A 16,246-nucleotide genomic window follows, 5' to 3' on the forward strand; every position below is an offset into this window, starting at 1 on the left:
CGCCCGAGGATGAGGCAGCCGCCATGACGCGAGATCCGATCGCTACCGCCCGCACCCTGTCCGAGGCCCTGCCCTATCTCCAGCGCTACGCCGGCGCCGTGGTGGTGGTGAAGTTCGGCGGCAACGCCATGGGCGACGAGGCCGCAATGGCCGAATTCGCGCGTGACATCGTGCTCATGCGGCAGGTGGGGGTGAACCCCGTCGTCGTCCACGGCGGCGGGCCGATGATCAACGAGCTTCTGGGCAAGCTCGGCATCAAGTCGGAGTTCGTGCGCGGCAAGCGTGTGACCGACAAGGCAACGGTCGAGGTGGTCGAGATGGTGCTCTCCGGCCTCGTCAACAAGCGCATCGTGCAGGCGATCAACGACCAGGGCGGACGAGCCGTCGGCGTTTCGGGGAAGGACGACGACCTCATGGTCTGCGTGGCCGATGATCCGGAGCTGGGCTTCGTGGGCAAGCCTGTCGAGATGAACGTGCAGGTGCTGCGCGACCTCTACAACGCCGGGATCATTCCGGTGGTGGCCCCGGTCGCGACCGGCATGGCCGACAACGAGACCTTCAACGTGAACGGAGACACCGCCGCGGGCGCCATCGCGGGCGCGCTTCAGGCGGACCGCCTGCTTCTGCTGACGGATGTGGCGGGCGTGAAGGATGCCAGTGGCGAGGTGCTGAGTCAGCTCACCCCCAGCCAGGTGCGCGAGATGGTGGCCGCCGGCACGATCTCGGGCGGCATGATTCCCAAGACCGAAACCGCGCTCGCCGCCCTCGATGCAGGCGTGCGGGCGGTGGTGATCCTCGACGGCCGCATCCCCAATGCCTGCCTGATCGAGATCTTCACCGACGAGGGTGCAGGCACGATCATCCGCTCGACCGAGCCGCGGGTTAAGCCGCGCGTCCGCCGCTGATGCTCGAGCGGATCGAGGCGCGGGCCGCGGCCGAGGCGCTCACGATCCTCGGCGGCTTCGCGGCCGAACCCGGCGACGGACTTCCCGAAGGCACGCGGAGCCTCCTCCTTCTCGGCCCGCGCGAGCCGGGTTTCTGGCCGCACCTGACGGCGCAGCCCGAATGGCAGGACGAGCGGCCTGACCCGGTGGATCGCTGGTCCGGGCGGGTGATCGCCGCCCTTGCGGAAGAGTTCGACGCCGTTCCCGTCTTTCCCTTCGGCGGCCCGCCCTGGTGGCCTTTCTACAGCTGGGCGCTGCGCACCGGCCGCGCCTTCGCATCGCCGGTGCGGCTGATCGTCCATGACACGGCCGGGCTCTTCTTCTCCTGCCGCGGGGCGCTCGCGCTTCGCGAACGGCTGGAGCCTCCCGCAGGGGTCTCGCCCTGCGCGGAATGCCCAAGCCAGCCCTGCCTCACGGCCTGTCCCACAAGCGCACTTGGCGCCGAGGGCTACGACGTGCCGGCCTGTCATGCCTTCCTCGACCGCCCCGAGGGCACCGCCTGCCTCGACCGCGGCTGCGCGGTTCGCCGCGCTTGCCCCCGCTCGCAGGGCCATGCAAGGATGGAGGCACAATCCGCCTATCACATGAGGCAGTTCCACCGATGACCAAGCGCCTGATCCTGATCCGCCACGCGAAATCGGCCTGGGACGATCCGCTGATCCCGGACCACGACCGTCCGCTCAATCCCCGCGGCGAGGGAGCGGCCCGCGACCTCGGCCAGTGGCTCGCCTCTCGCGGCCATGTGCCGGGCGAGGTCCTCTGCTCGGATGCGGTGCGCACCCGCGCGACCTGGGAGGGCATCGCCTCCTTCCTGCCCGATGCACCCGCACCGGTGCTCAAGCCCGCGCTCTACCACGCGGGCGCGGACGTCATGCTCGCCGTTCTGCGTCATGCGAGTGCCGATACGGTCTGCATCCTCGGCCACAATCCCGGCATCGCCGAATTCGCGCACCGGCTGGTGAAGCACCCGCCGCTCAGCGCGGACTTCCAGAAATACCCGACGGGTGCCACGCTCGTGGCAGATTTCGGTGACATCGCCTGGGCAGACGCGGGATATGGCATGGCGGAACCCGCCGATTTCATCGTGCCACGCGAACTGGTGGCCTGACGCCTGACCGGCCAGCGCTTGTTCACTCCGGTAAAGTCCATCGGGGGAGCCGCCCTTCTTGGCGGCCGGGGCTCTACCAGCGCCTGAGCGCCGCCTCGTCCGCATCCTTGGCCGCCACCCAGTCGGCGCCCTCGGCGGTGACTTCCTTCTTCCAGAAGGGCGCGCGCGACTTCAGGTAGTCCATCAGGAATTCCGCCGCGGCGAAGGCTTCGGCCCGGTGCGCGGCCGCGGTCGCCACCATCATGATCTGCTCACCCGGTCCCAGGCGGCCATGCCGGTGGATCACCAGCGCATCGACGAGCTGCCAGCGCGCCACTGCCTCGTCCGTGATGGCCGCAATGGCCCGCTCGGTCATGCCCGGGTAGTGCTCGATCTCCATCGCCGTCAGCGCGCCCGAGAGGTCGCGCACGAGGCCGGTGAAGGTCACGATCGCCCCGGCCCCCTCGGCCGCGGCGGAGAACGCCTGCGCCTCGGCGCCGAGGTCGAAGGCTTCGGCCTGCACGCGGATGTGCATGTCAGCCCCCCGTCATCGGCGGGAAGAAGGCGACCTCGCGCACGCCCTCCAGCGGGGCATCGAACTCGGCAAGCTCCTGGTCGAGTGCAACCCGCAGGCTCGAGAGATCCGCGAAGGCCAGCGCATAGCGCTCTTCACGCGCACGCAGCTCCTCGACGAGGTCCGCCACCGTGCGGGCCTCGGTCGCCAGCCGCTCGCGCGGCAGGCCGATCCGCTCGCGGACCCAGGCGAAATAGAGCAGGTCGATCATTTCTCGTCCTTCAGGTAGGGCAGCGCCTTCCTGAAATAGTCCCAGCCAGTGATGAAGGTAAGGGCCGCCGCGATCCAGATCAGCGCCAGCCCGAGCCAGGTTGCATAGGACGAACAGCCGCGCATCCCGCAACTGCGGATCGGGTCGGCCTCGCCGGCGCTGACGGCCTGGGCATACTGCTCCCAGGTCATGCCCTGCCGCGCGATCCCCTCGAGATGCTCGAGCCCGGTACCGAGGAACAGGATCGCGATGGCGATCATCTGCGCCGTGGTCTTCCACTTGGCGAGCTTCGTGACCTTGAGGAGGCTCGCCTTCGCACCGAGGAACTCGCGCAGGCCAGAGACGAAGACCTCGCGGAAGAGGATCAGCGTCACCGGCAGGATAAGCCAGGGGTTCATGCCGGAATAGCCGGTGATGATGACCAGAGCGATCACCACCATCGCCTTGTCGGCGATGGGATCGAGCATGGCGCCGAACTTCGATTCCTGCTTCCAGAGCCGCGCGAGATAGCCGTCGAAGAAGTCGGTCACCGCGGCGAGGATGAAGAGCGTGAGCGCGAACCAGTCGGCCCAGGGCCGATGGAAATACAGGAACATCACCGCCACGCCGGGCGCGGCCAGCAGGCGCAGAACGGTGAGAATATTGGGGATCGACCAGTTCATGCCGAAGGTCTAGCCATTCGCCGCCGCGGGGGGAAGAGGCTTGGGCAGCGGCGCCCCGCCTCAGGTGCGGCCGCCCCCTCAGGAGCCATGGAAATGATCGTGTATGGCCTGGGCCAGCGTCTCGGAAATTCCATCCACCGCGCAGAGGTCCGGCACTCCCGCCCGCGACACCGCCTTGGCCGAGCCGAAATGCGCCAGCAGCGCCCGCTTTCGCGCAGCCCCCACGCCCGGGATCTCGTCCAGCGGCGTGGCGCTCACGGCCTTGGCCCGCTTCGCCCTGTGGGCGCCGATGGCCCAGCGATGGGCCTCGTCGCGGAGGCGCTGGACGAAGTAGAGCACCGGGTCGTTCATGCGCAGGGCAAAGGGCGGCTCGCCGGGGCGGTGGAACTCCTCCTTGCCCGCGTCGCGGTCGATGCCCTTGGCCACGCCGATGAAGGGCACATCGTCCACGCCCAGCTCCTGCAGGATCTCCTGCACGGCCGAGACCTGCCCGGCCCCGCCGTCGATCAGCAGGAGGTCCGGCCAGGCATCGGACTTTCGCTCGGGATCCTCCTTCAGAAGGCGCTCGAAGCGGCGCGTCAGCACCTCCTTCATCATGCCGAAGTCGTCGCCCTGCGCGCCGGCCGCCGTGCGGATGTTGAACTTGCGATACTGGCTCTTGAGGAAGCCTTCCGGCCCGGCGACGATCATCCCGCCAACCGCATTCGTGCCCTGGATGTGCGAGTTGTCGTAGACCTCGATCCGCTTCGGAGCCGCATCGAGTTCGAAGGCCTCGGCGAGCCCTGCGAGCAGCTTGTTCTGCGTCGCGCTCTCGGCCATGCGCCGGGCAAGGCTCTCACGGGCATTGCGGAGCGCGTTTTCGACGAGTTCGGCCTTCTCGCCCCGCTGCGGCACGCCCAGCGTCACCTTGCGGCCTGCCCGCCCGGACAGGAGCTGCGCCACGAGGTCGGGGTTATCCACCGGATGCGAGAGCAGGATCATCCGGGGCGGTTCCTTGTCGTCGTAGAACTGCGCAAGGAAAGCCTCGAGGATCTCTGGCTCCTCCGCGCCCGCGCCTGTGCGCGGATAGAAGTCGCGGTTGCCCCAGCTCTGATTCGCGCGGATGAAGAAGACCTGCACACAGGCTTGGCCCCCTTCCAGATGGACGGCAATCACGTCGGCCTCGGCCACGCCCTTGGGGTTGATTCCCTGCGAGGATTGCACCTGCGTCAGGGCCTTGATGCGGTCGCGCAGCGCGGCGGCGCGCTCGAATTCCATTGCCTCCGAGGCGGCCTGCATCTGCTCGGCGAGGTTTGCCTGCACCTTCGTCGTCCGCCCCTGCAGGAAGCGCTCGGCATCGCCGATGAGCCCGCCGTAGTCCTCGGGCGCGATCCGGCCCACGCAGGGCGCCGAACAGCGCTTGATCTGGAACAGGAGGCAGGGCCGTGTCCGGCTCTCGAAGGTCGCGTCCGAACAGGTACGCAGCAGGAACACACGCTGCAGCTGGTTCAGCGTCCGGTTCACGGCACCCGCGCTGGCGAAGGGTCCGAAGTAACTGCCCTTCTCGGACTTCTTGCCCCGGTGCTTCTTCAGCATGGGGAAGGCATGGTCCTTGGCGATCAGGATGTTGGGAAAGCTCTTGTCGTCGCGCAGGAGCACGTTGTAGCGCGGCTTGAGCTGCTTGATCAGATTCTGCTCGAGCAGGAGCGCCTCGGTCTCGGTGCGCGTCGTGAGGAACATCATCGAGGCCGTTTCGCGGATCATCCGCGCGATGCGTCCCGAATGTCCCGAGGGCCGTGCGTAGTTGGAAACCCTCGCCCTCAGGTTGCGCGCCTTGCCTACGTAGAGAACCTGGCTCTGGGCATCGAGCATCCTGTAGACGCCCGGCGAGCCGTCCAGCGTCTTCAGGTAGCCCTGGATCACCGCATGTCCGGTCGGCACTGTCCGGCCTTCCGTATCGTCATCCTGCACTTCCGCGCCCATCCTTCTCACAAGCTCATGATTCCGCCGGTGCGCTGCAACGATAGAGGTCTCGCCACAAGAGCAAAGCTGTCCACCGTTTCTGTGGACAAGTCTGAGGAGAAGCCTTCGACAGCATGGATTTTCCCTTGTTCCTTGGCACCTTCACCCTTTTGCGCAAAAATTAAGCTACTTCGCAAGGCGCTGAATAATAGCGATAATTTTTATCCTGTCATCGCAAAGTCATGAAAGCGCAAGGATTTTCACGGGGCTCAAGCCTCACCTTGCGGAAAGTGGACAACTCCAAGGGGAGCACCTAGCACCCGGGGCTGAACGTCCTCGGCTGACCGAGGTGCTGACCGCCGTCGACGCAGATCATCTGGCCCGTCACGGCAGGGGCGTCGAGGAGAAATCCAAGCGCGGCGGTGATATCCGCAGGGCTCGCGCCCCGGCCGAGGACCGTTCCCGCGCGCTCCTCCGCAAAGTCCTCGACCGACTGGTGCGCCCCCTGAAGGGTCGGGCCCGGACCAATTCCGTTCACCCGCAGGCGCGGCCCGTATTCCTGCGCCGCCAGACGGGTGAGGGTCCAGAGACCCGCCTTCGATAGCGTGTAGGTTGCAAAATCGGGCGCGGGATGCAGCACGCGCTGGTCGATGATGTTCACGGCGAGCGCCCGTGCCCGCGGCTCGCCCCGCTCATCCACTTCCGGCCCCGGTGCCTGCGCCGCGAAGCGCTGGATCAGCACGAAAGGGGCGCGCAGGTTCGACCCCATGTGCCGGTCCCAGCTCTCGCGGGTCGCTCCGGCAATGGTATCGTGCTCGAAGATCGAGGCGTTGTTGACGAGAAGATCGAGCGGCCCGCCCAGGGCCTCCACCGCGCGCGGCACCAGAGCTTCGGTCTCCGCCTCCACCAGAAGATCCGCCCTGAGGGCCTCGGCCTGCCGCCCCAGGGCGCGGATCTCGCGCACGACGTCCTGCGCGGCCTCCTCCGAGCTGGCGTAGTGAACCGCCACGTCGTATCCGCGCCGTGCAAGCCAGAGCGCGATCTCGCGCCCGAGCCTGCGCCCGGCGCCGGTCACCAGTGCACGCATCAGCCCTTGCCCTTCCGGCAGGGACATTCCTGCTGTCCGAGCAGGAAGCGGCCGCAGTGGCCGCAGATCGTGGGCGGCGGCACCTTGGTCGACTTCCGTCGCACCGACGGCAGGCGGAGTCGCCCGATCATCGCGAGCGCCGCCATGCCGAGCAGGAACAGCGTGACGATCTTGACCAGCATCAGAGACCGTATCTGGCCCAGAGCGCGCGATCCTCGACTTCGGACAGCGCATGGCTCACGAGGCTCATCCCGAGCCTCTGCAGCAGCGGACGGCGCTGGCCATAGGGCACGAGCCGCACCTTTTCGCCGTAGATCTCCTGCAGCTTCGGCACCAGATGCGCGACACCATCGGCGAGACCCAGCCGGACCGCCTCCTGTCCGGTCCAGACGTCCGCGTTGAACAGATCCGCCGAGGTGTCCAACCGCGCGCCGCGGTGGCGCGTCACATGCTCGATGAAGGCCTTGTGGATCGGCTCCTGCAGGGCCTTCAGCCGCTCGACGTCCTCGGGCTTCTCGGGCAGGAACGGGTCTGCCAGCGATTTCGAGCGCCCGGCCGTGTGCACGCGACGCTCGATCCCGTTGCGGGCCATCAACTCGTTGAAGCCGAAGCCCGAGAAGATGACGCCGATGGATCCCACGATCGAGCTCTCGTCCACCCAGATCTCGTCTCCGGCACAGGCGAGCCAGTAGCCGCCCGAGGCCGCCACATCCTCGACAAAGGCGTGGACGCGGATCTCCTTCTCCTCGGCGAGGCGGCGGATGCGGGCGGCGATCAGGCTCGACTGCACGGGCGAGCCGCCGGGCGAGTTGATGACCAGCGCGACGCCGGCCGGTTTCCCGCGCCGGAAGGCCTTCTCGACAACGTTTGCGAGGCCGTGATCGGACAGGCCACCACGCGGGCCGCTGGCGATCACGCCCTGCAGCCGGATCACCGGGACCACCGGGTCCTTCCTGATGAACGGGATATATTGTTTCATGCGCCCGATGTAGGCCGAGGCCGGGCGGGGAACAAGAAGAGAGCGGGCGCAGGCGGGGCAAATCTTGGCGATGACACGGGACGGAATGACGAGGCGGATCGGGCGGCGCAGGGAGGGATACGGGTGATCGACAAGCTCGAGATGTTCATAGCGCTTGCGCGCGAGCGGCACTTCGGGCGGGCGGCCGAGGCCTGCAGCGTCACGCAGCCCACGCTGTCTTCCGCCATCCGGCAGCTGGAGGATCAGCTGGGGGTGCAGCTCGTCTTCCGCGGCTCGCGCTTCCAGGGACTGACGCCCGAGGGCGCGCGGGTGCTGGATTGGGCGCGTCGGATCGTGGGCGACGTGAGGGCGTTGCGCGACGAGATGCGCTCGGCGCGGTCGGGCCTGTCGGGGAACCTGCGGATCGGGGTCATTCCGACCGCCGTTCCGATGGTGGCCGATCTGACCGGCCCGTTCCTCGAACGGCACCCGGGCGTGCGCGTCCGCGTGCTGTCGCGCACTTCGGCCGAGATCCTCGCCGGGATCGAGAGCCTCGAATTCGACGCGGGAATCACCTACCTCGACAACGAGCCGCTCGGGCGCGTCACCCAGATCCCGCTTTATGCCGAGAGCTACCGGTTGGTGTTTGCGCCCTCGTTTCCTTTCACGGACGAGTGCGCAAGCTGGGATGCCGTCGCGCGCCTGCCGCTCTGCCTGCTGACCGCGGACATGCAGAACCGCAGGATCGTGAACCAGCACCTCGCCGGCACGGGCGCCCCGACAAGTCCATCCGTGGAATCGAACTCCACGCTCACGCTCTTCGCCCATGTCATGACCGGCCGCTGGGCCAGTGTGCTGCCGAAGAAGCTCGCCGATCTTTTCGCGGGCGAGGGCAGGCTGCGCGTCGTGCCCATCGTGGGGCCGGAGGTGTCGCATCAGGTGGGCCTGATCGCTGCCTATCGAGAGCCGCACACGCCCATCCTCACCGCCCTGATCGAGGCCGCGCGACGGCTGGAAGAGCCAGCGGGCTGAATGGATCGATAGAAAACATCTATCGAGCGACGGATCGTTAATATTGATATACCTATCAGGGTGCGTATTTATGTCGCTCATCCAGGGAGGGGAGGAGCCGCATGCGTCTGGACGAAGCGGAGGTTCGCGCGCGCGTTCAAGAAATTCTCGATGAACACGAGGGTTTCGAAGGCCCGTTGCTGCCGATCCTGCACGGCGTGCAGGAGGCGTTCGGGCATGTGCCGCTCGAATCGCTGCCGCAGATCGCCGAGCGGTTGAACCTCTCGCGCGCAGAGGTTCACGGAGTGATGAGCTTCTACCATGACTTCCGCACGCGGCCGCACGGGCGGCACGTCATCAAGCTGTGCCGCGCCGAGGCCTGCCAGTCCATGGGCGGGGACCGGATGGCCGACCATGCACAGGCCCGGCTCGGCATCGGCTGGCACCAGACGACCGCCGACGGCGGCGTGACCCTCGAGCCCGTGTTCTGTCTCGGCCTCTGCGCCTGTGCACCGGCCGCGCTGGTCGATGGCCGGGTGGTGGGCCGCGTGGACGAGGCACGGCTCGACAGTCTGATCGATGAGGTGCGGGCATGAAGATCTACGTTCCCCGCGACGCGGCGGCAAAGGCGCTCGGCTCCGATGACGTGGCCGCAGCCGTCGAGGCCGAAGCCGCGCGTCGCGGTCTCGAGGTCACGATCATCCGCAATGGCTCTCGCGGCATGGTCTGGCTCGAACCGCTGGTCGAACTCCAGACCGAGGCGGGCCGTCTCGCCTTCGGTCCGGTAACCGCCGCCGATGTGCCCGGCCTCTTCGAGGCGGGCTGGAAGCGCCATCCGCTGGCGCTCGGCCTGACCGAGGAGTTGCCCTGGCTCATGATGCAGACGCGCCTGACCTTCGCGCGCTGCGGCATCACCGACCCGCTCTGCCTCGAGGACTACGAGGCGCATGGCGGCTTCGAGGGCCTCCATCGTGCCATTTCCATGAGCCGCGAGGAGATCCTGAAGGAGGTGATCGACTCGGGCCTCCGCGGGCGGGGCGGCGCGGGTTTTCCCACCGGCATCAAGTGGAAGACGGTCGCCGAGGCGGTGGCCGACCAGAAATACATCGTCTGCAATGCGGACGAGGGCGACAGCGGCACCTTCGCCGACCGGATGATCATGGAAGGCGACCCCTTCACCCTGATCGAGGGCATGACCATTGCCGGTATCGCGACGGGGGCCACGCGAGGCTACGTCTACATGCGCTCGGAATATCCCGACGCGGTCGCGGTGATGAACGAAGCCGTCCGCACCGCGCGCGGGCACGGGCTGCTCGGACCCTCGGTCATGGGCTCGGACCGAGCCTTCGACATGGAGATCCGCGTCGGCGCCGGAGCCTATGTCTGCGGCGAGGAGACCTCGCTTCTGAACTCGCTCGAGGGCAAGCGCGGCGTCGTGCGCGCCAAGCCGCCCCTGCCGGCGCTGGAAGGCTTCCTCGGCAAGCCCACGGTCGTCAACAACGTGATCTCGCTGGCGTCGATCCCGGTGATCTTCCAGAAGGGCGCGGCCTACTACCGCGACTTCGGCCTCGGCCGGTCGCGCGGCACGATCCCCCTGCAGATCGCGGGCAACGTGAAGCGCGGCGGGCTGTTCGAGATCGCCTTCGGCATGAGCCTCGGCCAGATCGTCGATGACATCGCGGGCGGCACGGCCTCGGGGCGGCCGGTCAAGGCGGTGCAGGTGGGCGGGCCGCTCGGCGCCTACTTCCCGCGCGCCCTGTTCGATACGCCCTTCTGCTACGAGGAATTCGCCGGCGCCGAAGGCCTCGTGGGACACGCGGGCATCGTCGTCTTCGACGACACCGCGGACATGCTGAAGCAGGCGCGCTTTGCGATGGAGTTCTGCGCCATCGAGAGCTGCGGCAAGTGCACGCCCTGCCGCATCGGCGCGGTCCGCGGCATGGAGACGGTGGATCGCATCGCGCGCGGAGACGCGGCAGCGATCCCGCTGCTCACGGATCTGTGCGCCACGATGAAATCGGGATCGCTTTGCGCCCTTGGCGGTTTCACTCCCTACCCGGTGATGAGCGCCCTCACCCACTTCCCGGACGACTTCGCCCCGATGAAGGAGGCAGCCGAATGAAAGACTTCATCATTCCCGACGATCGCGACTATGGCACGCCCGCCTCCCGCGCGAAGGAGATGGTGTCTCTGGAGGTCGATGGTTTCCCGGTGACGGTTCCGGCCGGGACGTCGGTCATGCGCGCGGCGGCCGAGGCGGGGATCTCGGTGCCGAAGCTCTGCGCGAGCGACAACCTCGACGCCTTCGGCTCCTGCCGGCTCTGCCTCGTCGAGATCGAGGGGCGCGCGGGCACGCCCGCCTCCTGCACCACGCCGGTGACGCCCGGCATGAAGGTGCGCACCCAGACGCCGAAGCTGAAGCAGCTGCGCCGCGGGGTGATGGAGCTCTATATCTCGGACCACCCGCTCGACTGCCTGACCTGTGCCGCGAATGGCGACTGCGAGCTGCAGGACATGGCTGGGGCCGTGGGCCTGCGCGACGTGCGCTACGAGGCGGTGGAGAACCATTTCCAGGCGCGCCATGCGGGCGGCGACCTCAACCCGCAGTGGATGGCCAAGGACGAGTCGAACCCCTACTTCACCTATGACCCCTCCAAGTGCATCGTCTGCTCGCGCTGCGTGCGGGCCTGCGAGGAAGTGCAGGGCACCTTCGCGCTGACCATCGAGGGCCGCGGCTTCGACAGCCGCGTTTCCGCCGGCATGGCGAGCGACAGTTTCCTGACCTCCGACTGCGTGAGCTGCGGCGCCTGCGTGCAGGCCTGCCCGACCGCCACGCTGCAGGAGAAGTCCGTGATCGAGATCGGCACGCCCGAGCGGTCGGTCGTCACCACCTGCGCCTATTGCGGGGTCGGCTGCTCGTTCAAGGCGGAGATGCGCGGCGACGAGCTGGTGCGCATGGTGCCCTACAAGGAGGGCAAGGCGAACCGCGGCCATTCCTGCGTCAAGGGTCGCTTCGCCTACGGTTATGCCGCGCACAAGGACCGGATCCTGAAGCCGATGGTGCGCGAGTCGATCCACGATCCGTGGCAGGAAGTGTCCTGGGACGAGGCCCTGGGCTTCGCTGCGCGCCGCCTGAAGGCGATCCAGGAGAAGCACGGCCGCCAGTCCGTGGGCGTCATCACCTCGTCGCGCTGCACCAACGAGGAGACCTACCTCGTCCAGAAGCTGACCCGCGCCGTCTTCCGCAACAACAATACCGACACCTGCGCCCGCGTCTGCCACTCGCCCACCGGCTACGGGCTCGGCCAGACCTTCGGCACCTCGGCCGGCACGCAGGATTTCGACTCGGTCGAGGAGTCGGATGTCGTCATGGTGATCGGCGCGAACCCGACCGATGGCCATCCGGTCTTCGCCAGCCGGCTGAAGAAGCGGCTGCGCAAGGGCGCGAGGCTGATCGTCGTGGACCCGCGGCGCATCGACCTCGTGAAGAGCCCGCACATTGAGGCAGCCCATCATCTCGCCCTGAAGCCGGGCACCAACGTGGCCGTGGTCACGGCGATGGCGCATGTGATCGTGACCGAGGGACTGGTCGATGAAAAATTCATCCGGGAGCGGTGCGACTGGGATGAGTTCCAGGACTTCGCCGAGTTCGCCTCGGATCCCCGGCATGCGCCCGAAGCGATCGAGACGCTGACCGGCGTGCCCGCGGCTGATCTGCGCGCGGCGGCCCGGCTCTTCGCGACGGGCGGAAACGGCGCGATCTACTATGGCCTCGGCGTGACCGAGCACAGCCAGGGCTCGACCACCGTCATCGGCATCGCGAACCTTGCCATGCTGACCGGCAACATCGGCCGGCCGGGTGTCGGCGTGAACCCGTTGCGCGGCCAGAACAACGTGCAGGGCTCCTGCGACATGGGATCCTTCCCGCATGAACTGCCGGGATATCGCCATGTGAAGAACGATGATGCGCGGCAGGTGTTCGAGACGCTATGGGGTGTCGAAATCGACCCCGAACCGGGCCTCCGCATCCCCAACATGCTGGACGCGGCGGTCGAGGGCACCTTCAAGGGCCTCTATTGCCAGGGTGAGGACATCCTGCAGTCGGACCCCGACACCCGCCATGTCGCGGCGGGCCTCGCGGCGATGGACTGCGTGATCGTCCACGACCTCTTCCTCAACGAGACCGCCAACTACGCCCATGTCTTCCTGCCGGGCTCGTCCTTCCTCGAGAAGGACGGAACCTTCACCAATGCCGAACGCCGCATCAACCGCGTGCGGAAGGTCATGGCTCCGAAAAACGGTTTTGAAGACTGGGAGGTCACGCAACTGCTGGCCAATGCCCTCGGTGCGGGCTGGAGTTACACCCACCCCTCCCAGATCATGGACGAGATCGCGGCGACCACGCCCTCCTTCGCCGGTGTCTCCTATGAGAAGTTGGAGGCCGTGGGTTCGATCCAGTGGCCCTGCAACGAGGAACACCCGCTCGGGACGCCGCTCATGCATGTCGATGGCTTCATGCGCGGACGCGGCAAGTTCATCCGCACCGAATATGTGGCGACCGACGAGAAGACGGGGCCGCGCTTCCCGCTGCTGCTGACGACGGGCCGCATCCTGTCGCAGTATAACGTGGGCGCGCAGACGCGGCGCACGGCGAACAGCGTCTGGCATGCCGAGGACGTGCTCGAGATCCATCCGCACGACGCGGAAGTGCGGGGCGTGACCGAGGGAGACTGGGTGCGCCTTGCCTCGCGATCCGGCGAGACGACGCTGCGCGCGAGGCTGACGAAGCGGGTGTCGCCCGGCGTGGTCTACACGACCTTCCACCACCCGACGACACAGGCCAACGTCATCACCACCGATTACTCGGACTGGGCGACGAACTGCCCGGAATACAAGGTGACGGCGGTTCAGGTCGCGCCCTCGAACGGCCCTTCCGACTGGCAGGAGGACTACCGCACGCAGACCGAGCTCGCCCGACGCATCCTGCCGGCGGCGGAATGAGGGAGACGCGCCACCTTCTTCCGCGGCTTGCCCTTTCACCGGGGCGGGCCGAGGCCGGCGCGCGGTGCCTGCCCGAGGAAGTGGCCGTGGCGCTCAGCTTCAACGGCACGACGCAGGCGGTCATGATGGCGAGCCCCTCGGATCTCGAGGATTTCGCCTTCGGATTCGCCCTGACCGAGGGGTTCGCCCGTCCGGAGGAGATCGAAAGCGTCACGCCGGTCGAGACGCCGCACGGCATCGACCTGCAGATCTGGCTCGTATCGGCCGCCCAGGAGCGTCTTGCAGCACGACGTCGCCGGATGGCGGGGCCGGTCGGCTGCGGGCTTTGCGGCATCGACAGCCTTGAAGAGGCGTTGCGCGAACCGCCGGTGGTTACGGGGCCGATCCGCATGAGTGCTGGCGATTGCGCCGCGGCCATTGCCGCCCTTACCGACCATCAGCCGCTTCACGACGCGACGCGCGCCGTCCATGCGGCCGGGTTCTGGTGTCCCGGACGTGGCCTCGTCGCTGCGCGAGAGGATGTGGGACGCCACAACGCTCTCGACAAGCTCGGGGGTGCGCTCGCGCGGGGCGACTCAGGCGCCAGCCTTGGAGCGATCATCCTGACGTCGCGCGTGTCCATCGACATGGTGCAGAAGTGTGCCCGGCTTGGTGCGCCGCTTCTCGTTGCCGTGTCCGCGCCTACGGCCCATGCGGTGCGCATGGCGGAGGCAGCGGGCCTTACTCTCGTCGGCCTCGCCCGTGGCAATCGCTGCGAGGTCTTCACCCATCCCCACCGCATTATTCCCGACGAGGCCGCGCATGTCGCCTGAGAAGCTGATCTACATGGCGAACCAGATCGCCACCTTTTTCGAATCGAAGCCCCATGCCGAGGGCGTCTTGGGTACGGCCGCGCATATCAACGATTTCTGGGAACCACGCATGCGCCGGCAGCTTCTGGCACTGATCGACGAGGGCCGGCCGGGGCTGCGTCCTCTCGTGCTGGATGCCGCGAATGAAATCAGGCGGCCCGCAGCGGTTTGATTGCTCGCGGGGAGCTGGCCGAGGGGCGCGCGGTGAACCGAATGCGCCGGCAGGCTTCGCGAGCCTGCGTCAGTTTGCGGATTGGCCCTGACGCGGCTTGAAGTCGGATCCGAGCAGGCTCGGGCGCAGCAGCGCGAAGGCCATGAACAGCATGGCGCCCAGTGTCCCGCCGAGCATGTGCATGAAGACCGCGAAGGGGATCGAGTAACCCTGCGCCAGCGCCCAGATCGCCAGGCTCAGTCCCGAGATGATGCTGGAGAAGACAATTCCGAAGGCCATCGGCAGATCCTCTGTTGGGGCGCACTGACTGCGTTGAACCTGAGGCTGCAGGTGGAAAAGCGCAAAATGGCGGACAGTTTGCGGCGCAATCATGGCATTTGAGACCGGCGCTCGCAGGCCTGCAGAAATAATGGAACGCCTGAAGGCATTTGGCGGCCGGGGTTGCCCCTGCGTCAACGGGGCGCGGGGCTATCAATGGCCCGCATCGCGGCCTATGCAGGAAGCATTGACACCGCTGGTTTCCCCTGCATGCGCCTCGGCTATTTGATCAATACCTACCCGCGCGCCTCCTACAGCTTCATCCGCCGCGAGATCCGGGCGCTGGAGCGGTCGGGCCACCTCATCCACCGTTTCGCGATCCGCAGCGAGCGGGCGGCGCTGGCGGACGGCGCGGATTTCGACGAGGACGATGCCACCGAGCATTTTCTGCAGGAATCGCCTCTCCGCCTGGGCATCTCGGCGCTCCGCTGGATGGCCCGCAGGCCCCGCCGGGCGTGGCGCGGGATGAAGCTCGCCGCAAGCTGCGGCACGCAGGGAGGGCGGCTCCGTCACCTCGTGTTTCTCTTCTTCGCCGCCCATCTCGCGCGCAGGACACGGGCGCTCGGCATCACCCATGTCCACGCGCATTTCGGGGGCGCCGCCGCAACCGTCGCGATGCTGTCCGAAGTGCTTGGAGGGCCACGTTTCAGTTTTACCGTCCACGGACCCGACGAATTCGACGCGCCGGTCGCGCTTAACCTGCCGCTCAAGATGAGCCGTGCCGCCTTCACCGTGGCCGTGAGTTCCTACGGGCGGAGCCAGCTCTACCGCTGGGCCGATCCGGCCGACTGGCGGCGCATCCATGTCGTGCACTGCGGGATCGAACCCGAAGCCTTTCCCGAATGCCTGCCCCTGCCCGAGTGTGGCCCTCGCCTCGTGGCCGTCGGGCGTCTCTCCGAGCAGAAAGGCTATGCGCTGCTGATTGAGGCGATCGCGCTTGCGGCGGAACGCCTGCCCGACCTCCACCTGACGCTGGTCGGCGATGGTCCGTTGCGTGGGCAGATCGAGGAGATGATCCTTCGCCGGTCGCTGGCGCGGCACGTCACCCTCACCGGCTGGACCGACGAGAGCCGCGTGCGACAGGAACTGGCCGCAGCCCAGGCCCTCATCCTTCCCTCCTTCGCCGAGGGGCTGCCGATGGTGGTGATGGAGGCGATGGCGGCGGGACGGCCGGTGATCGGCACCATGGTCGCGGGCATACCCGAGCTCGTGCTGCCCGAGGAAACCGGCCATCTCGTCCCTGCGGGCTGTGCGCGGTCCCTGGCGGAAGCAATCGAGAGGCTGGCCGGGACCCCGATCGAAAGCCTGACCGAGATGGGCCGCCTCGCCCGGCATCGGGTTCTCGAGCGGCACGACGTCAATCGCGAGGCCGCGCGGCTTGCCCAGCTCATCGCTGCCGGCTGAGGCCGCTGGCCGTCACTTCAGTTCG

Annotated in this window: 18 protein-coding genes; 10 read left to right on the top strand and 8 right to left on the bottom strand. The window is 67.5% G+C overall.

Translation table 11 applies throughout. The features are described from left to right. Positions 1 to 23: 23 nt before the first annotated feature. From argB to ACTVZP_RS13930, 3 genes are read left to right on the top strand one after another with little or no spacing between them, the layout of a single operon-like run. On the top strand, positions 24 to 905 hold the full coding sequence (gene argB / locus ACTVZP_RS13920) for an acetylglutamate kinase (protein WP_443212749.1): 882 nt from the start codon (positions 24 to 26) through the stop codon (positions 903 to 905). Further along, positions 905 to 1,549 carry a ferredoxin gene (locus ACTVZP_RS13925; protein ID WP_443212750.1) on the top strand — a complete coding sequence of 215 codons (645 nt, stop codon included), beginning with the start codon at positions 905 to 907 and terminating at the stop codon, positions 1,547 to 1,549. Before argB ends, ACTVZP_RS13925 begins: the two co-directional genes overlap by 1 nt. Then, a complete protein-coding gene (locus ACTVZP_RS13930) occupies positions 1,546 to 2,052 on the top strand; it encodes a SixA phosphatase family protein (protein ID WP_443212751.1) in 507 nt (168 codons plus the stop codon). The genes ACTVZP_RS13925 and ACTVZP_RS13930 overlap by 4 nt, the downstream gene beginning before the upstream one ends. Before the next feature lie 73 nt (positions 2,053 to 2,125). Here the strand turns inward: ACTVZP_RS13930 and ACTVZP_RS13935 are convergent, their stop codons facing one another. The 7 genes from ACTVZP_RS13935 to ACTVZP_RS13965 all read right to left on the bottom strand — a co-directional run bounded on the left by ACTVZP_RS13935 (position 2,126) and on the right by ACTVZP_RS13965 (position 7,485). Then, on the bottom strand, positions 2,126 to 2,566 hold the full coding sequence (locus ACTVZP_RS13935) for a molybdenum cofactor biosynthesis protein MoaE (protein WP_443212752.1): 441 nt from the start codon (positions 2,564 to 2,566) through the stop codon (positions 2,126 to 2,128). A 1-nt stretch (position 2,567) separates the two neighbouring features. Further along, positions 2,568 to 2,816: a molybdopterin converting factor subunit 1 gene (moaD, locus tag ACTVZP_RS13940; protein WP_443212753.1), complete on the bottom strand. Its 249-nt coding sequence runs from the start codon at positions 2,814 to 2,816 to the stop codon at positions 2,568 to 2,570. Beyond that, a complete protein-coding gene (pgsA, locus tag ACTVZP_RS13945) occupies positions 2,813 to 3,478 on the bottom strand; it encodes a CDP-diacylglycerol--glycerol-3-phosphate 3-phosphatidyltransferase (RefSeq protein ID WP_443212754.1) in 666 nt (221 codons plus the stop codon). The genes moaD and pgsA overlap by 4 nt, the downstream gene beginning before the upstream one ends. Positions 3,479 to 3,556: 78 nt before the next feature. Continuing rightward, the gene (uvrC, locus tag ACTVZP_RS13950; RefSeq protein WP_443212755.1) at positions 3,557 to 5,428 is read right to left on the bottom strand and encodes an excinuclease ABC subunit UvrC; all 1,872 of its coding nucleotides are present in this window, start codon (positions 5,426 to 5,428) and stop codon (positions 3,557 to 3,559) included. A gap of 304 nt (positions 5,429 to 5,732) precedes the next feature. Further along, positions 5,733 to 6,533, bottom strand: coding sequence for an SDR family oxidoreductase (locus ACTVZP_RS13955; protein ID WP_443212756.1), 801 nt, complete (start codon positions 6,531 to 6,533; stop codon positions 5,733 to 5,735). After that, complete coding sequence (locus ACTVZP_RS13960; protein WP_443212757.1) at positions 6,506 to 6,688, bottom strand: hypothetical protein; 183 nt, start codon at positions 6,686 to 6,688, stop codon at positions 6,506 to 6,508. Before ACTVZP_RS13960 ends, ACTVZP_RS13955 begins: the two co-directional genes overlap by 28 nt. Further along, the gene (locus ACTVZP_RS13965; protein ID WP_443212758.1) at positions 6,688 to 7,485 is read right to left on the bottom strand and encodes a S49 family peptidase; all 798 of its coding nucleotides are present in this window, start codon (positions 7,483 to 7,485) and stop codon (positions 6,688 to 6,690) included. Before ACTVZP_RS13965 ends, ACTVZP_RS13960 begins: the two co-directional genes overlap by 1 nt. 123 nt (positions 7,486 to 7,608) lie before the next feature. Here ACTVZP_RS13965 and ACTVZP_RS13970 point away from each other — a divergent pair, with 123 nt between their 5' ends. The 6 genes from ACTVZP_RS13970 to ACTVZP_RS13995 all read left to right on the top strand — a co-directional run bounded on the left by ACTVZP_RS13970 (position 7,609) and on the right by ACTVZP_RS13995 (position 14,499). Then, entirely contained in the window at positions 7,609 to 8,496 is an 888-nt protein-coding gene (locus tag ACTVZP_RS13970; protein ID WP_443212759.1) for a LysR family transcriptional regulator, read from the top strand. Positions 8,497 to 8,597: 101 nt separating this feature from the next. Beyond that, positions 8,598 to 9,071 (top strand): formate dehydrogenase subunit gamma, encoded by a 474-nt coding sequence (locus tag ACTVZP_RS13975; RefSeq protein WP_443212760.1) that lies wholly within the window; start codon positions 8,598 to 8,600, stop codon positions 9,069 to 9,071. Then, positions 9,068 to 10,597 carry a formate dehydrogenase beta subunit gene (locus ACTVZP_RS13980; protein WP_443212761.1) on the top strand — a complete coding sequence of 510 codons (1,530 nt, stop codon included), beginning with the start codon at positions 9,068 to 9,070 and terminating at the stop codon, positions 10,595 to 10,597. The genes ACTVZP_RS13975 and ACTVZP_RS13980 overlap by 4 nt, the downstream gene beginning before the upstream one ends. After that, positions 10,594 to 13,476 carry a formate dehydrogenase subunit alpha gene (gene fdhF, locus ACTVZP_RS13985; RefSeq protein ID WP_443212763.1) on the top strand — a complete coding sequence of 961 codons (2,883 nt, stop codon included), beginning with the start codon at positions 10,594 to 10,596 and terminating at the stop codon, positions 13,474 to 13,476. Before ACTVZP_RS13980 ends, fdhF begins: the two co-directional genes overlap by 4 nt. Next, positions 13,473 to 14,288: a formate dehydrogenase accessory sulfurtransferase FdhD gene (fdhD, locus tag ACTVZP_RS13990; RefSeq protein WP_443212764.1), complete on the top strand. Its 816-nt coding sequence runs from the start codon at positions 13,473 to 13,475 to the stop codon at positions 14,286 to 14,288. The genes fdhF and fdhD overlap by 4 nt, the downstream gene beginning before the upstream one ends. Further along, positions 14,278 to 14,499, top strand: coding sequence for a formate dehydrogenase subunit delta (locus ACTVZP_RS13995; RefSeq protein ID WP_443212765.1), 222 nt, complete (start codon positions 14,278 to 14,280; stop codon positions 14,497 to 14,499). Before fdhD ends, ACTVZP_RS13995 begins: the two co-directional genes overlap by 11 nt. Before the next feature lie 69 nt (positions 14,500 to 14,568). On the opposite strand, the gene ACTVZP_RS14000 is transcribed toward ACTVZP_RS13995, so the two are convergent. Next, positions 14,569 to 14,778, bottom strand: coding sequence for a hypothetical protein (locus ACTVZP_RS14000; RefSeq protein WP_443212766.1), 210 nt, complete (start codon positions 14,776 to 14,778; stop codon positions 14,569 to 14,571). Positions 14,779 to 15,027: 249 nt separating this feature from the next. Here ACTVZP_RS14000 and ACTVZP_RS14005 point away from each other — a divergent pair, with 249 nt between their 5' ends. Next, positions 15,028 to 16,221 (top strand): glycosyltransferase, encoded by a 1,194-nt coding sequence (locus ACTVZP_RS14005; RefSeq protein ID WP_443212810.1) that lies wholly within the window; start codon positions 15,028 to 15,030, stop codon positions 16,219 to 16,221. Positions 16,222 to 16,246 lie beyond the last annotated feature (25 nt).

The organism is Rhodobacter sp. NSM, assembly GCF_052244495.1.
Classification (GTDB): Bacteria; Pseudomonadota; Alphaproteobacteria; order Rhodobacterales; family Rhodobacteraceae; genus Cereibacter_A.

Bases quoted from the DNA above. Each gene is read 5' to 3' on its own strand.
- argB (WP_443212749.1), top strand. From the start codon at position 24: ATGACGCGAGATCCGATCGCTACCGCCCGCACCCTGTCCGAGGCCCTG.
- ACTVZP_RS13925 (WP_443212750.1), top strand. From the start codon at position 905: ATGCTCGAGCGGATCGAGGCGCGGGCCGCGGCCGAGGCGCTCACGATC.
- ACTVZP_RS13930 (WP_443212751.1), top strand. From the start codon at position 1,546: ATGACCAAGCGCCTGATCCTGATCCGCCACGCGAAATCGGCCTGGGAC.
- ACTVZP_RS13935 (WP_443212752.1), bottom strand. From the start codon at position 2,566: ATGCACATCCGCGTGCAGGCCGAAGCCTTCGACCTCGGCGCCGAGGCG.
- moaD (WP_443212753.1), bottom strand. From the start codon at position 2,816: ATGATCGACCTGCTCTATTTCGCCTGGGTCCGCGAGCGGATCGGCCTG.
- pgsA (WP_443212754.1), bottom strand. From the start codon at position 3,478: ATGAACTGGTCGATCCCCAATATTCTCACCGTTCTGCGCCTGCTGGCC.
- ACTVZP_RS13955 (WP_443212756.1), bottom strand. From the start codon at position 6,533: ATGTCCCTGCCGGAAGGGCAAGGGCTGATGCGTGCACTGGTGACCGGC.
- ACTVZP_RS13960 (WP_443212757.1), bottom strand. From the start codon at position 6,688: ATGCTGGTCAAGATCGTCACGCTGTTCCTGCTCGGCATGGCGGCGCTC.
- ACTVZP_RS13965 (WP_443212758.1), bottom strand. From the start codon at position 7,485: ATGAAACAATATATCCCGTTCATCAGGAAGGACCCGGTGGTCCCGGTG.
- ACTVZP_RS13975 (WP_443212760.1), top strand. From the start codon at position 8,598: ATGCGTCTGGACGAAGCGGAGGTTCGCGCGCGCGTTCAAGAAATTCTC.
- ACTVZP_RS13980 (WP_443212761.1), top strand. From the start codon at position 9,068: ATGAAGATCTACGTTCCCCGCGACGCGGCGGCAAAGGCGCTCGGCTCC.
- fdhF (WP_443212763.1), top strand. From the start codon at position 10,594: ATGAAAGACTTCATCATTCCCGACGATCGCGACTATGGCACGCCCGCC.
- fdhD (WP_443212764.1), top strand. From the start codon at position 13,473: ATGAGGGAGACGCGCCACCTTCTTCCGCGGCTTGCCCTTTCACCGGGG.
- ACTVZP_RS13995 (WP_443212765.1), top strand. From the start codon at position 14,278: ATGTCGCCTGAGAAGCTGATCTACATGGCGAACCAGATCGCCACCTTT.
- ACTVZP_RS14000 (WP_443212766.1), bottom strand. From the start codon at position 14,778: ATGGCCTTCGGAATTGTCTTCTCCAGCATCATCTCGGGACTGAGCCTG.
- ACTVZP_RS14005 (WP_443212810.1), top strand. From the start codon at position 15,028: ATGCGCCTCGGCTATTTGATCAATACCTACCCGCGCGCCTCCTACAGC.